10 protein-coding genes and 3 tRNA genes are annotated in these 14,216 nt (G+C 63.7%); 10 read left to right on the top strand and 3 right to left on the bottom strand.

Annotated elements, in window-relative coordinates:
* Nucleotides 1-31 precede the first annotated feature (31 nt).
* From ltaE to PCA10_RS21020, 7 genes are all read left to right on the top strand, one after another.
* A complete protein-coding gene (gene ltaE / locus PCA10_RS21050; protein ID WP_016494100.1) occupies nt 32-1,036 on the top strand; it encodes a low-specificity L-threonine aldolase in 1,005 nt (334 codons plus the stop codon).
* A gap of 265 nt (nt 1,037-1,301) precedes the next feature.
* A complete protein-coding gene (gene alaS / locus PCA10_RS21045; RefSeq protein WP_016494099.1) occupies nt 1,302-3,923 on the top strand; it encodes an alanine--tRNA ligase in 2,622 nt (873 codons plus the stop codon).
* A gap of 100 nt (nt 3,924-4,023) precedes the next feature.
* Nucleotides 4,024-5,259 carry an aspartate kinase gene (locus PCA10_RS21040; RefSeq protein WP_016494098.1) on the top strand — a complete coding sequence of 412 codons (1,236 nt, stop codon included), beginning with the start codon at nt 4,024-4,026 and terminating at the stop codon, nt 5,257-5,259.
* Nucleotides 5,260-5,444: 185 nt separating this feature from the next.
* Nucleotides 5,445-5,630, top strand: coding sequence for a carbon storage regulator CsrA (gene csrA, locus PCA10_RS21035; protein WP_003283978.1), 186 nt, complete (start codon nt 5,445-5,447; stop codon nt 5,628-5,630).
* A gap of 62 nt (nt 5,631-5,692) precedes the next feature.
* Nucleotides 5,693-5,783: transfer RNA gene (locus PCA10_RS21030), tRNA-Ser, on the top strand.
* Between the two features lie 107 nt (nt 5,784-5,890).
* Nucleotides 5,891-5,967 (top strand) — tRNA-Arg (locus PCA10_RS21025).
* A 71-nt stretch (nt 5,968-6,038) separates the two neighbouring features.
* Nucleotides 6,039-6,115: transfer RNA gene (locus PCA10_RS21020), tRNA-Arg, on the top strand.
* Between the two features lie 45 nt (nt 6,116-6,160).
* Here the strand turns inward: PCA10_RS21020 and PCA10_RS21015 are convergent.
* Nucleotides 6,161-6,664 (bottom strand): DUF4124 domain-containing protein, encoded by a 504-nt coding sequence (locus PCA10_RS21015; RefSeq protein ID WP_016494097.1) that lies wholly within the window; start codon nt 6,662-6,664, stop codon nt 6,161-6,163.
* Nucleotides 6,665-6,981: 317 nt separating this feature from the next.
* Here PCA10_RS21015 and mgtE point away from each other — a divergent pair, with 317 nt between their 5' ends.
* Nucleotides 6,982-8,424 carry a magnesium transporter gene (gene mgtE, locus PCA10_RS21010; RefSeq protein ID WP_016494096.1) on the top strand — a complete coding sequence of 481 codons (1,443 nt, stop codon included), beginning with the start codon at nt 6,982-6,984 and terminating at the stop codon, nt 8,422-8,424.
* 149 nt (nt 8,425-8,573) lie between these two features.
* Here the strand turns inward: mgtE and PCA10_RS21005 are convergent, their stop codons facing one another.
* Nucleotides 8,574-8,900: an Arc family DNA-binding protein gene (locus PCA10_RS21005; RefSeq protein WP_041770386.1), complete on the bottom strand. Its 327-nt coding sequence runs from the start codon at nt 8,898-8,900 to the stop codon at nt 8,574-8,576.
* A gap of 480 nt (nt 8,901-9,380) precedes the next feature.
* On the opposite strand from PCA10_RS21005, the gene phnN reads away from it, so the two are divergent.
* Nucleotides 9,381-9,965: a phosphonate metabolism protein/1,5-bisphosphokinase (PRPP-forming) PhnN gene (phnN, locus tag PCA10_RS21000; RefSeq protein WP_016494094.1), complete on the top strand. Its 585-nt coding sequence runs from the start codon at nt 9,381-9,383 to the stop codon at nt 9,963-9,965.
* 3 nt (nt 9,966-9,968) lie between these two features.
* On the opposite strand, the gene PCA10_RS20995 is transcribed toward phnN, so the two are convergent.
* Nucleotides 9,969-10,436, bottom strand: a complete 468-nt coding sequence (locus tag PCA10_RS20995) for an Lrp/AsnC family transcriptional regulator (protein WP_016494093.1) — start codon at nt 10,434-10,436, stop codon at nt 9,969-9,971.
* 200 nt (nt 10,437-10,636) lie between these two features.
* Between PCA10_RS20995 and PCA10_RS20990 the strand changes: the two genes are divergently transcribed.
* Nucleotides 10,637-14,104 (top strand): indolepyruvate ferredoxin oxidoreductase family protein, encoded by a 3,468-nt coding sequence (locus PCA10_RS20990; RefSeq protein ID WP_016494092.1) that lies wholly within the window; start codon nt 10,637-10,639, stop codon nt 14,102-14,104.
* The last annotated feature ends 112 nt before the right edge of the window (nt 14,105-14,216 follow it).

Raw genomic sequence — 14,216 nt, 5'->3', positions numbered from 1 at the left:
TCGAGCTTTCCGCTTATCCAAGGAGCCCGGCATGAGCCTGATCGACCTGCGCAGCGACACCGTTACCCAACCCACCGCCGGCATGCGCCTGGCCATGGAGCGCGCCGAGCTGGGTGACGACGTGTACGGCGAAGACCCCTCGGTGAACCGCCTGGAGGCGACCCTCGCCGAGCGCCTGGGTTTCGCGGCCGCGCTGTTCGTGCCCACCGGCACCATGAGCAACCTGCTGGGCCTGATGGCCCACTGCGAACGTGGCGACGAATACATAGTCGGGCAGCAGGCCCACACCTACAAATACGAGGGCGGCGGCGCCGCCGTGCTCGGCTCCATCCAGCCCCAGCCCATCGAGGGCGAGGCCGACGGCAGCCTCGACCTGGGCAAGGTGGAAGCGGCCATCAAGCAGGATGACTTCCACTTCGCACGCACCCGCCTGCTGGCGCTGGAAAACACCATGCAGGGCAAGGTACTGCCCATGGAATACCTGGTGGCGGCCCGTGAGCTGACCCGTCGTCGTGGCCTGGGCCTGCACCTGGATGGCGCGCGCCTTTACAACGCGGCGGTGAAGCTGGGGCTGGATGCCGGCGAGATCACCCGCCACTTCGACTCGGTGTCGGTGTGCCTGTCCAAGGGCCTTGGCGCACCGGTGGGCTCGGTGCTCTGCGGCAGCGAGGCGCTGATCGCCAAGGCCAGGCGCTTGCGCAAGATGGTCGGCGGCGGGATGCGTCAGGCCGGCATGCTGGCGGCGGCGGGGCTCTACGCGCTGGACCACCAGGTAGAGCGCCTGGCGGAAGACCACGCCAACGCCGAGCGGCTGGGAGCGGGCCTGCGGGAGCTGGGCTTCGAGGTGGAGCCGGTGCAGAGCAACATGGTCTATGTGCAGATCGGCGAGCGGGCCCGGCCCCTCGGCGAATTCCTCGCGGCCCGGGGCATTCGCGTGAGCCCGGCGGCGCGCCTGCGCCTGGTCACCCACCTGGACGTGCAGGGCGGCGATATCGCACCGGTGATCGAGGCTTTTGCCGCCTTCCAAAAGGCCTGATTCCGCGACGCGGACAAATAGCCGCGATCTATCGCACAAAGAGACTATCCGGGACGCGCAGGGCCGATATAATGCGGCCCTTTGCCGGTGTTTCGTATGCCTGTCGCCAGACGGCTGCGAGTGTCGCGCGCAATGTCGGAAACAGGCGGGAAATACCCGGATTTCCCTTGAAACCTGCTGCTTTCTCGCCAACTTCCGCTTGCCGCCTTTTCGCCGATAACGAATTGCACCCACCATCGTGGCCGCAGCTTCCGTGGAAGAACCTATGAAAAGCGCAGAAATCCGTGAAGCCTTCCTGAGCTTCTTCGAAGAGAAGGGACATACCCGTGTCGCTTCCAGCTCCCTGATTCCGGGCAACGACCCGACCCTGCTGTTCACCAACGCGGGGATGAACCAGTTCAAGGACTGCTTCCTTGGCCTGGAAAAGCGCGCCTACACCCGCGCCACCACCAGCCAGAAATGCGTACGCGCCGGCGGCAAGCACAACGACCTGGAAAACGTCGGCTACACCGCGCGCCACCACACCTTCTTCGAAATGCTGGGCAACTTCAGCTTCGGCGATTACTTCAAGCGCGACGCCATCCACTACGCCTGGGAATTCCTCACCGGCGACAAGTGGCTGAAGCTGCCGAAGGACAAGCTCTGGGTCACCGTCTATGCCAGCGATGACGAGGCCTACGACATCTGGACCCAGGAGGTCGGGATTCCCCACGAGCGCATGGTCCGCATCGGCGACAACAAGGGTGCGCCCTATGCGTCCGATAACTTCTGGGCCATGGGCGACACCGGTCCCTGCGGCCCCTGCACCGAGATCTTCTTCGACCACGGCGCGGACATCTGGGGCGGCCCGCCCGGCTCCCCGGAGGAGGACGGCGACCGTTACATCGAGATCTGGAACAACGTGTTCATGCAGTTCAACCGCACCGCCGATGGTGTGATGCACCCGCTGCCGGCGCCGAGCGTGGACACCGGCATGGGTCTGGAACGCATCAGCGCCGTGCTGCAGCACGTGCATTCGAACTACGAGATCGACCTGTTCCAGAGCCTGCTGAAAGCCTCCGCCGAAGCCATCGGTTGCGCCAATGACGACGCGCCGTCGCTGAAAGTCGTGGCCGACCACATCCGTTCCTGCAGCTTCCTGATCGCCGACGGCGTGCTGCCGTCCAACGAAGGCCGTGGCTACGTGCTGCGCCGCATCATTCGCCGCGCCTGCCGCCACGGCAACAAGCTGGGCGCCAAGGGCAGCTTCTTCCACAAGATCGTTGCCGCCCTGGTGGCCGAGATGGGCGAGGCCTTCCCCGAGCTCAAGCAGCAGCAGGCGCACATCGAGCGCGTACTGAAAACCGAGGAAGAGCAGTTCGCCAAGACCCTGGAACAGGGCCTGCGCATCCTCGAGCAGGACCTGGCCGGGCTGTCCGGCAGCGTCATCCCGGGTGACGTGGTGTTCAAGCTGTATGACACCTACGGCTTCCCCATGGACCTGACCGGCGACATCGCCCGCGAGCGCGGCCTGACCCTGGACGAAGCGGGCTTCGAGCAGGAGATGGACAAGCAGCGCGAGTTGTCCCGCGCCTCCAGCGCCTTCGGCATGGACTACAACGCCCTGGTCAAGGTCGACGCCGATACCGATTTCACCGGCTACGTCTGCACCCACGGCGAAGGCAAGGTGGTCGCCCTGTTCAAGGACGGCCAGGCCGTCGAGCAACTGGGTGAAGGCGAGGAGGGCGTACTGGTCCTCGATCGCACGCCCTTCTACGCCGAATCCGGCGGCCAGGTGGGCGACTGCGGTTTCGTCGCCGCCCAGGGCCTGCGTTTCGACGTGCGTGACACCACCAAGGCCGGCGGCGCCTTCCTCCACCATGGCGTGGTCGACCACGGCACCCTGCGTGTCGGCGCCGCCGTCACCGCCCAGGTAGACGCGACCGTCCGTCAGGCCACCGCGCTCAACCACTCGGCCACCCACCTGCTGCACGCCGCCCTGCGCCAAGTACTGGGCGATCACGTCCAGCAGAAAGGCTCCCTGGTGGATAGCCAGCGCCTGCGCTTTGACTTCAGCCACTTCGAGGCCATCAAGCCCGAGCAACTGAAAGCGCTGGAAGACATCGTCAACGCCGAGATCCGCAAGAACAGCGAAGTCGAGACCGAAGAAACCGATATCGACACTGCCAAGGCCAAGGGCGCCATGGCCCTGTTCGGCGAGAAGTACGGCGACCAGGTACGCGTGCTGACCATGGGCGGCGATTTCTCCGTCGAACTCTGCGGTGGTACCCACGTATCCCGCACTGGTGACATCGGTCTGTTCAAGATCACCAGCGAAGGTGGCGTGGCCGCCGGCGTGCGCCGCATCGAAGCGGTGAGTGGCGCGGCTGCGCTGGCCTACCTGAACGGTGCCGAGGAACAACTCAAGGAAGCCGCGGGCCTGGTCAAGGGCAGCCGCGACAACCTGCTGGACAAACTGTCGGCGCTGCTCGATCGCAATCGCCAGCTCGAGAAAGAGCTGGAACAGCTCAAGGCCAAGGCGGCCAGCGCTGCCGGCGACGACCTGGCTTCTTCCGCCGTCGATGTCAAAGGTGTGAAGGTCCTGGCCGCGCGCCTGGACCTGGATGGCGACGCGCTGCTGGCGCTGGTCGACCAACTGAAGAACAAGCTCGGCCGCGCGGTGATCCTGCTCGGCGGTGCGCTGGAGGGCAAGGTGACACTGGTCGCCGGCGTCACCCAGGACCTGACCGGCCAACTCAAGGCTGGCGATCTGATGAAGCAGGCCGCGGCAGCGGTCGGTGGCAAAGGCGGTGGCCGTCCTGACATGGCGCGTGGCGGTGGTACCGACGCCGCGGCCCTGGATCAGGCCCTGGCCCTGGCCGTACCGTTCGTCGAACAGGGTCTCTGAGACCCGATGCCAACGGTCCGCCCCACGCCCGGCGGGCCTTGGCAGTGTTCTGCGTTGATTGTTTAATGGGCGCCCTTCACGGGATTAGGCGGCTTTTGAAATGGCTTTGATCGTACAGAAGTTTGGGGGGACCTCGGTCGGCACTGTCGAGCGCATCGAACAGGTGGCCGAGAAGGTGAAGAAGTTCCGCGAAGGCGGCGATGACATCGTGGTCGTGGTTTCCGCCATGAGCGGTGAAACCAACCGCCTGATCGATCTGGCCAAACAGATCAGCGACACACCGGTTCCGCGCGAACTGGACGTGATGGTGTCCACCGGCGAGCAGGTGACCATCGCCCTGCTGGCCATGGCGCTGATCAAGCGCGGCGTTCCGGCGGTGTCCTACACCGGGAACCAGGTGCGCATCCTCACCGACAGCTCGCACAACAAGGCTCGTATCCTGCAGATCGACGACCAGAAGATCCGTACCGACCTCAAGGCCGGTCGCGTGGTCGTGGTTGCCGGTTTCCAGGGTGTGGACGAGCACGGCAACATCACCACCCTCGGTCGTGGTGGTTCCGATACCACCGGCGTGGCCCTGGCCGCGGCGCTGAAGGCGGATGAGTGCCAGATCTACACCGATGTAGATGGCGTCTACACCACCGACCCGCGCGTGGTTCCCCAGGCCCAGCGCCTGGACAAGATCACCTTCGAAGAGATGCTGGAAATGGCCAGCCTCGGCTCCAAGGTGCTGCAGATCCGTTCGGTGGAATTCGCCGGCAAATACAACGTCCCGCTGCGCGTGCTGCACAGCTTCCAGGAGGGTCCGGGCACCCTCATTACCCTTGATGAAGAGGAATCCATGGAACAGCCGATCATCTCCGGCATCGCCTTCAATCGCGACGAAGCCAAGCTGACCATCCGTGGCGTGCCGGATATCCCGGGCGTGGCCTTCAAGATCCTCGGCCCCATCAGCGCGGCCAACATCGAAGTGGACATGATCGTGCAGAACGTGGCGCACGATAACACCACCGATTTCACCTTCACCGTGCATCGCAACGACTACCAGGCCGCCCAGCGCGTGCTGGAGCAGACCGCAAGCGAGCTCGGCGCCCGTGAAGTGATCGGCGACACCAAGATCGCCAAGGTATCCATCGTTGGTGTCGGCATGCGCTCCCACGCGGGTGTCGCCAGCCGCATGTTCGAGGCCCTGGCCAAGGAAACCATCAACATCCAGATGATCTCTACCTCGGAAATCAAGGTTTCCGTGGTCATCGAAGAGAAATACCTGGAGTTGGCGGTACGGGCCCTTCACACTGCATTCGAGCTGGACGCCCCGAACCACCAGGGCGAGTAAGCCAACTCACAAAAGGCGCGGCTCACCCCGCGCCTTTTGTCGTTTTTGGCCGCTACGGCGGAACTTTCCTTTTGCCGGGGCTGGTCAATACTTGGGTGTAAGCTCCGGCGGTTGTACGTGCCGAAGCCGTAACCATTTCTTTTTTGCAGACTGTTGTCCCGAAACGAATCCGTAAGGAGAAAGGAATGCTGATTCTGACTCGCCGGGTCGGAGAGACCCTGATGGTGGGTGACGATGTCACTGTGACCGTTCTTGGCGTGAAAGGTAATCAGGTGCGCATTGGTGTCAATGCCCCCAAGGAGGTTGCCGTGCATCGCGAAGAAATCTACCAGCGCATACAGAAAGAGAAAGACCAAGAACCAAGCCACTAATTTTTCTGCAATTTTTGGCTTTGCAAACGGGGAAAACATGGTTATCATGCGCCCCGTGTTGCGGAGAGGTGGCCGAGTGGCCGAAGGCGCTCCCCTGCTAAGGGAGTACACCTCAAAAGGGTGTCGGGGGTTCGAATCCCCCCTTCTCCGCCATTATTCAGTGTTGTAGGGCGGTTCAACGATAGATCGATAAGTTATTGAAATTTATCGAAAAAGAAGTTGACCAGAAGTTTTAAAGCCCTATAATGCGCGCCCACAACGCACTCATAGCTCAGCTGGATAGAGTACCCGGCTACGAACCGGGCGGTCGGAGGTTCGAATCCTCCTGAGTGCGCCATTTTCAAGATGTCCGGCTTGGTCCGGAATCCTGAAGAAACCAGCGGTGATCTGGTCTAAAAGCACCGATACGCACTCATAGCTCAGCTGGATAGAGTACCCGGCTACGAACCGGGCGGTCGGAGGTTCGAATCCTCCTGAGTGCGCCATACCGAAAGGGCCTGCAGAAATGCAGGCCCTTTTTTATTGTCGTTTCAGCGCCTCCCTTTCACGCAGCCCGCCTCGTCGAACGCGACCTGGTGGCTCGCTCCTTTCTTTTTCCCGTAGTGATAGCGCAGCTGGCCGTTGTTGCCGCTGACCCGATCCGGTTTGCCCAGGGCGCTCTCCACGTCGGCGCGGGTCATGCCGCTGCGCACTTGCTTGCGGATGATGGCTTGCCGGCGTTCCTGCGCCGAAATCCGGTTATCGCATACAGCCTCTCGCTCGCCGACCACCACCAGTTCGCGCTCGCGTTCAGGCTCGTCCCACTCCTGGATCGGAAAGTACTCCTCGCGAGCTTCTTCTCGTATCGCGTCACTGTTGAGCAGGTTAGGTGCCCGGATGCGCTGTTCTTCCGTCAGGCTTCCCGGTGGGCAGCCATACTGGGTGAAGCTGAGATTGCCGTCGGCGTCGCTGCAGCGGTACAGCGGGGTGGCCTGGAGCGGGGCTCCGAGGCAGCAGGGCAGGGTGCTGATGAGGATGATCGAGAGTCGTCGCATGGTGCCTTCTCCTTGGCAGGGGGCATTCGAGACTATCGGTTGATTCCCTCGGCGTGCGCGTGTCCTACACGGGGTTGCCGTCGTCGCAACAGGGTGAACGCAATCTCAGCTTTGCGATGCAAGCGGTTGTTCTTTCCATGATTTTGTAACGCGAGCGTCGAATGGCGGTGTTATCATTATGAGGTCAGCCCCGCCGGGGCCTTCGGACAACCATCATGGACTTACCCAGTAGTTACTCAGAACCCCGATTGCACCATCGCAACATGACTGTCTGACCCCCTCCGGCGCGCCCTGCCACTGGGGGTGGAGCGCGCTATATGACTGAAGTAGAAGCCAAAAAGCCGCAAGAGAGCCTGCAGGACCGCCTGGCCCAGGTTATCGAACTGCTGCATCGCCACAAGCTGGTGGAAGACCTGACCCACCGTCAGGAAGGCCAGCACCGCGACCTCGTTGAAAACCTCGTCCATCGGCAGAACCTCGTCGAGCTGCAGCGCAAGCTGGACGAGCTGCACCCGGCCGACATCGCCCACATCCTCGAAGCCTTGCCCCTTGGCGATCGACTGACGGTCTGGCAGCTGGTCAAGGCCGAGCGCGACGGCGACATCCTCCTCGAAGTATCCGACGCCGTGCGGGAATCGCTGATCGCCGACATGGACGATCACGAGTTGCTCGCCGCGGCCAAGGAGATGGACGCCGACGAACTCGCCGACCTGGCGCCCGAACTGCCTCGGGACGTGGTCCACGAGCTGATGGAATCCCTCGACGCCCAGCAGCGCGAGCGCGTGCGCTCGGTGCTGTCCTACGAGGAAGACCAGGTCGGCGCGCTGATGGACTTCGAGATGGTCACCATCCGCGATGACGTGACCCTGGAAGTGGTGCTGCGCTACCTGCGCCGGCTCAAGGAGCTTCCCGGCCACACCGACAAACTCTTCGTGGTGGACTACGACGGCATCCTCAAGGGTGTGCTGCCCATCAAGCGCCTGCTGGTGAACGATCCGGACAAGCAAGTGGCCGAAGTCATGGCGACCGATCCGGTGAGTTTCCACCCGGACGAGGATGGCAACGATGCCGCCCAGGCGTTCGAGCGTTACGACCTGGTATCGGCGCCGGTGGTGGATAAGCACGGCAAGCTGATCGGCCGTCTGACCATCGACGAGATGGTCGACCTGATTCGTGAAGAGAGCGAGACCGAAGTCCTGAACATGGCCGGTCTGCGCGAAGAGGAAGACATCTTCGCCTCGGTCTGGAAATCGGTGGGCAACCGCTGGGCCTGGCTGGCGGTCAACCTGGTCACCGCATTCATCGCCTCGCGGGTCATCGGCCTGTTCGAAGGCTCAATCGAGAAACTGGTGGCCCTGGCCGCCTTGATGCCCATAGTCGCCGGCATCGGCGGCAATTCGGGCAACCAGACCATCACCATGATCGTTCGGGCCATGGCCCTCGACCAGATGGGCACCGGCAACACCTCGCGGCTGATGCGCAAGGAGCTGGGCGTAGCCCTGATCAACGGCTTGATCTGGGGTGGCGTGATCGGCCTCGTGGCCTTCTACCTGTACGGCAGTTGGTCGCTCGGAGTGGTGATGACCGGCGCCATGACCCTGAACCTGTTGCTGGCCGCGTTGATGGGGGTGTTGATCCCCATGACCCTGACGCGCCTGGGGCGCGATCCGGCCATGGGCTCCAGCGTGATGATCACCGCCATGACCGACAGCGGTGGCTTCTTCATCTTCCTGGGCCTGGCCACCCTGTTCCTGCTCTGATCCCTCGCGCACAATTGGAAAAGCCGCCTCGAAAGGGCGGCTTTTTCGTTTTCGCTCAGCTCCGGCGTGTCATGGCGCTACCGACCGGCAAATCACAGGCATGAAAAAACCGGCTGGATGCCGGCTTCCTCATTCGATGCGGGGCGGTTTCAGGACTCTTCGGCCGCCAGTTCCGCATCGTGGGCGATCAGCGCGACCAGTGCATTCTGCTGGCGGCGCGACAGCTGACGGAAGCGCTGCAGCAGTTCGCGTTCGTGCAGGGTGAGCTCCGGGCTGTCCAGGCGCATGGAAACGCCTTCGTCCAGTGCGCCTTCCTGGAGCATGCTCTGCTCGAGGCGGGCGATGATCTCGGAGTTCATGCTGCGGTGGTGGTTGCGGGCCACGACAGCAATGCGTTCACGCATGCCTTCGGGGAGACGAACTACGAATTTGTCAGCCGTGCGACTGGAATAAATAGCCTGTTTCATAGGGCGCATACATTCAACCGGTTAGTTCAGGAAAGCGATGCTGGCAATGAGCTGCAAGATTGTCACCGGTTTGACTGTCCTTAGCAGCAATTGTTCAACCAGTTTCGCGATTCGATTCGGTATGACCCTGGGGTCAGCAAAACGTTTCCTTGACGTCAAATTGGTGTCGGATTGTGATCATTATAGCGGCTTTTCGCCAGCACCAATTGTCCAAATTGCGAGTGGCTGAGCAATTCGTACAACTCTGACCCGACGGTAGGCGGAAGCCATTTTGCCTACCTCACTTCTCCATCCTCCGCACCATTGCCGCCATCCCACGCGGGTTGGGCAATCAAGGCACGGTGATGCTGTCTGGCCATCATGCTACAGGGTAGCTGCAGATGTCTGACCACGCCGCCCGCGAAAGAATCCTTTGCGTTGTCACAAATCCGGTTCAAACTTTTCGTCTCCGCTCCATCTCGTTCAGACCCATCCCCATCAGGTGCACCCATGACAGGCAGGCTCATCTACCTCATTGGTCCTTCCGGTTCCGGCAAGGACAGCTTGCTCGATGCCGTGCGCGAGACCCTGGAGGGAGAGGGCTGCCGCGTCGCGCGTCGAGTCATCACGCGCTCGGCCGAGGCCAAGGGTGAACTGGCCGAAGCCGTCAGCGCCGAGGAATTTGCCCGCCGCGCCGAGCGGGGCGACTTCGCCATGAGCTGGTACGCCAACGGCTTGTCCTACGGCATCCCCGCCGTGATAGACGACTGGCTGGCGGCGGGAGACGATGTGCTGGTCAATGGCTCGCGCGGCTACCTGCCCGAAGCGCGGCGCCGCTATCCGCACCTGTTGGCTGTACTGCTGACAGTGGAAGATGCCGTCCTGCGTCGACGCCTGCATGCCCGTGGCCGCGAGTCCGCCGAAGAGATCGAGACCCGCCTGGCGCGCAACGCCGGCTTCGCCGACACGCTTCTGGCCGGCGAGAATCCCGACCTCTGCCTGCTGGACAACTCCGGCGATCTCGAGCAGACCTGTCAGCGTCTGCTGCAGCTCATCGAGGCCCACCGCTCCCAGGCCTGGCCGGACTCGGCATAGTTCTCAATCCAGCGGCAGCTCCGTGGTGCGCTTGACCTCGCTCATGGCGATGTTGGAGTGCGCCTCCAGGACATGGGGGCGTTGCAGCAGCTGGTCGCGCAGGAAGCGCTCGTAGCCGGCGATGTCCTTGGCCACCACCTTCAACAGGTAGTCCGAGCCGCCCGCCATGGTGTAGCACTCCTGCACCTCCGGGTAGCCGACTATGGCCTCCTCGAACTCCGTGAGGTTGTTGCGCCCGTGGGCCGACAGCTTGATGTTGACGAACACTGTGATGGAGAAGCCCAGCAGCTTGGGATTGAGCAGCGCCACCTTGCGCTCGATCAGGCCTTCCTCCTGCATCCGGTGGATGCGCCGCCAGCAAGGCGATTGCGACAGCTCCACCTTCTCCGCCACCTCGGCGGCGGAAAGGTCGGCGTCATGCTGAAGCAGGCGGAGGATCTTGCGGTCGATAGGGCTGAGCGGGCTCTGCATGAGTCATTCCTGAATCTTGTTCTTGTTGGATGGATCATGCGCAAGTCTGGCTTTGCGGCCCGAAAATAGAAAGAAAAAATCAGTACCGTCCAGTCATAGTCTTGCCATGTGTTCGACGCAGCGATCCTGCGTCGGGCTGAACAAGGGATGGCACCCACCGTTGCCATCCAGGTCGCCATAAAAATAAAAGGAGCGCCCGCATGTCCCTGGCCGAGATCCGCCTGGATGACAAATACCGTCTCGCAACCGGTCACCTCTACCTGACCGGTACCCAGGCGCTGACCCGCCTGCCCATGCTGCAGAAGCAACGGGACAAGGCCCACGGCCTGAACACCGCCTGCTTCATCTCCGGCTACCGGGGCTCGCCGCTCGGCAACCTCGACAAGAGCCTCTGGGAGGCCAAGTCCTTCCTCAAGGAAAACCACATCCACTTCCAGCCCGGTGTGAACGAGGAGCTGGCCGCCACCGCGTGCTGGGGCAGCCAGCAGACCAGCCTGTTCCCCGGCGCCCGCTACGACGGCGTGTTCTCCATGTGGTACGGCAAGGGCCCGGGGGTGGACCGCTGCGGCGACGTCTTCAAGCACGGCAACTCCGCCGGCGTGGCTCCCAACGGCGGCGTCCTGCTGCTGGCCGGTGACGACCACGGCTGCAAATCCTCCAGCATCGCCAACCAGAGCGAGCACGCCTTCATCGGCGCCTCGATCCCGGTGCTGAACCCGGCCAACGTCCAGGAAATCCTCGACTACGGGATCATCGGTTGGGAACTGTCGCGCTACAGCGGCTGCTGGGTAGCGCTCAAGACCATCGCCGAGAACGTCGACTCCTCCGCCGTGGTGGAAGTGGACCCGCTTCGCGTGGAGGTAAAGATTCCGGAGGACTTCGTCCTGCCGGAAGACGGCGTGCATATCCGCTGGCCGGACCCGCCCCTGGCGCAGGAAAAGCGCCTGAACATGTACAAGATCTACGCCGCCCGCGCCTTCGCCCGGGCCAACAACCTGAACCAGGTGATGCTCGATTCGCCCAATCCGCGTCTGGGCATCATCACCACCGGCAAGTCCTACCTCGATGTGCGCCAGGCACTGAACGACCTGGGCCTGGACGAGGAACTCTGCGCCAAGGTCGGCCTGCGGGTGCTCAAGGTCGGCATGAGCTGGCCGCTGGAACCCGTGTCCGTCCACGAGTTCGCCGAAGGCCTGGACGAAATCCTGGTGGTGGAGGAGAAACGCAGCGTCATCGAGGACCAGGTCACCGGCCAGCTCTACAACTGGCCTGTGGACAAGCGCCCGCGTGTGGTGGGCGAGTTCGACGAGCAGGGCAATTCGCTGCTGCCCAACCTCAGCGAGCTGACCCCGGCGATGATCGCCCGCGTCATCGCCAAGCGCCTGGCACCGATCTACTCCAGCGAGCAGATCGTCTCCCGCCTGGCCTTCCTCGCCGCCAAGGAAAAGGCCCTCGCCGAACCCAAGCACACCACCACCCGCACGCCGCACTTCTGCTCCGGCTGCCCGCACAACAGCTCCACCAAGCTGCCCGAAGGCAGCCGCGCCCAGGGCGGCATCGGCTGCCACTACATGACCCAGTGGATGGACCGCAATACCGACACCTTCACCCAGATGGGCGGGGAGGGCGCCACCTGGATCGGCCAGGCTCCCTTCACCGATACCCCGCACATCTTCCAGAACCTCGGCGACGGCACCTACTTCCACTCCGGCCAGCTGGCCCTGCGCGCGGCCGTGGCCGCCGGGGTCAACATCACCTACAAGATCCTCTACAACGATGCAGTGGCCATGACCGGCGGCCAGCCCATCGATGGCGAGCTGCGGGTCGACCAGCTCAGCCAGCAGGTGTTCGCCGAAGGGGTAAAGCGCATCGCCCTGGTCAGCGACGAGCCTGAGAAGTACCCGAGCCGCGCCGGCTTCGCCCCCATCGTCAGCTTCCACCATCGCCGCGACCTGGATGCCGTGCAGCGCGAACTGCGTGAGTTCAAGGGCGTTTCCGTACTGATCTACGACCAGACCTGCGCCACCGAAAAACGCCGCCGCCGCAAGCGCGGCAAGCTGGTCGACCCGGCCAAGCGCGCCTTCATCAACCCGGCGGTGTGCGAGGGCTGTGGCGATTGCAGCGTCAAGTCCAACTGCCTCTCCGTGCTGCCGCTGGAAACCGAACTGGGGCGCAAGCGCCAGATCGACCAGAACGCCTGCAACAAGGACTTTTCCTGCGTCGAGGGCTTCTGCCCGAGCTTCGTCACCGTCCACGGCGGCAGTCTGCGCCGGCCGGAAGCCGCCGGTGCCAAGGCGCTCTTCGTGGCCCTGCCGGAACCGCGTCAGCCTGGCCTGGAGCGTCCCTGGAACATCCTCCTGCCGGGCGTCGGCGGCAGCGGCGTGACCACCGTCGGCGCGCTGCTCGGCATGGCCGCGCACATCGAAGGCAAGGGCTGCACCGTGCTCGACCAGGCCGGTCTTGCGCAGAAGTTCGGCCCGGTGGTGACCCATATCCGCATCGCCGCCAAGCAGGACGACATCTACGCCGTGCGCATCGCCGCCGGTGAAACCGACCTGCTGCTGGGCTGCGACCTGGTGGTGTCGGCCAGCGAGGACGCCCTGGCCAAGCTCAACGAGCGCATCGCCCACGCCGTGGTCAACAGCCATGAAGCGGCCACCGCCGAGTTCACCCGCAACCCCGACGCCCAGGTACCGGGCGCGGCCATGCGCGAGGCGCTGGTGGAAGCGGTGGGCGAGGCCAAGACCCACTTCGTCGACGCCACCCGCCTGGCCACGCGCCTCTTGGGCGACAGCATCGCCACCAACCTGTTCATGCTCGGCTATGCCTACCAGAAGGGCCTGGTGCCGATCTCGGCCGAAGCCCTGGACAAGGCCATCGAGCTCAACGGTGTCTCGGTCGCCCTCAACCAGCAGGCCTTCCTCTGGGGCCGCCGTGCCGCCCACGACCTGGCGGCCGTGGAAAAACTCGCCAAGCCGCAACAGCCCGATGCGCCCAAGTGCGAGACCCTGGAAGAGATCGTCCAGTACCGCGCCGACCACCTGCGCGCCTACCAGAACGCCGCCTACGCCGAGCGCTATCGTGCCCTGGTGGAGCGCGTGCGCCAGGCCGACAGTGGCGAGGACAAGGCGCTGACCCGCGCGGTCGCCCGCTACTACGCCAAGCTGCTGGCCTACAAGGACGAGTACGAAGTGGCGCGCCTCTATAGCGACGCCAGCTTCCGCAAGCAGCTGGAGGCCCAGTTCCAGGGTGACTACCACCTGGAGTTCCACCTGGCGCCGTCCTGGCTGGCCAAGGCCGACCCGAACACCGGCGAGCCGCGCAAGCGTCGCTTCGGGCCCTGGATGCTCAAGGCGTTCGGCGTGCTGGCTGGCTTCAAGTTCCTCCGTGGCAGCGCGTTCGACCCCTTCGGCTACAGCGAGGAACGCAAGCTCGAGCGCGACCTGATCGCCGAGTACGAAGCCACCGTCGCGCTGCTGATCAAGGAGCTGAAGCCGAGCAACTACGCCGCGGCCGTCGCCCTGGCCGAACTGCCGGAGCAGATCCGTGGCTACGGCCCGGTCAAGGAACGCGCCCTGGCCAAGGTCCGCGAGCAGGAGAAACAACTGCGCGCCCGCCTAACCGCCAGCGAGATCCAGGTGCTGCACCTGTTCGACCCGGCCGCCTAGCAGAAGCCCCTCTCCCCCGGGAGAGGGGTTGGGGTGAGGGATGTTCGAGTGGTCTAGCGCATCCCTCATCCGGCCCTTCGGGCCACCTTCTCCCTGTGGGAGAAGGAATTGA

This window comes from Pseudomonas resinovorans NBRC 106553 (genome assembly GCF_000412695.1).
GTDB lineage: Bacteria > Pseudomonadota > Gammaproteobacteria > Pseudomonadales > Pseudomonadaceae > Metapseudomonas > Metapseudomonas resinovorans_A.
Note: the sequence above shows the minus strand (reverse complement) of the source record. Positions and strands in the feature narration are given on the sequence as shown.

Excerpts from the sequence above, each read along its gene's own strand:
- csrA (WP_003283978.1), top strand. The coding sequence starts at position 5,445 with ATGCTGATTCTGACTCGCCGGGTCGGAGAGACCCTGATGGTGGGTGAC.
- phnN (WP_016494094.1), top strand. The coding sequence starts at position 9,381 with ATGACAGGCAGGCTCATCTACCTCATTGGTCCTTCCGGTTCCGGCAAG.
- mgtE (WP_016494096.1), top strand. The coding sequence starts at position 6,982 with ATGACTGAAGTAGAAGCCAAAAAGCCGCAAGAGAGCCTGCAGGACCGC.
- PCA10_RS21005 (WP_041770386.1), bottom strand. The coding sequence starts at position 8,900 with ATGCGCCCTATGAAACAGGCTATTTATTCCAGTCGCACGGCTGACAAA.
- PCA10_RS21015 (WP_016494097.1), bottom strand. The coding sequence starts at position 6,664 with ATGCGACGACTCTCGATCATCCTCATCAGCACCCTGCCCTGCTGCCTC.
- PCA10_RS21040 (WP_016494098.1), top strand. The coding sequence starts at position 4,024 with ATGGCTTTGATCGTACAGAAGTTTGGGGGGACCTCGGTCGGCACTGTC.
- alaS (WP_016494099.1), top strand. The coding sequence starts at position 1,302 with ATGAAAAGCGCAGAAATCCGTGAAGCCTTCCTGAGCTTCTTCGAAGAG.
- PCA10_RS20990 (WP_016494092.1), top strand. The coding sequence starts at position 10,637 with ATGTCCCTGGCCGAGATCCGCCTGGATGACAAATACCGTCTCGCAACC.
- ltaE (WP_016494100.1), top strand. The coding sequence starts at position 32 with ATGAGCCTGATCGACCTGCGCAGCGACACCGTTACCCAACCCACCGCC.
- PCA10_RS20995 (WP_016494093.1), bottom strand. The coding sequence starts at position 10,436 with ATGCAGAGCCCGCTCAGCCCTATCGACCGCAAGATCCTCCGCCTGCTT.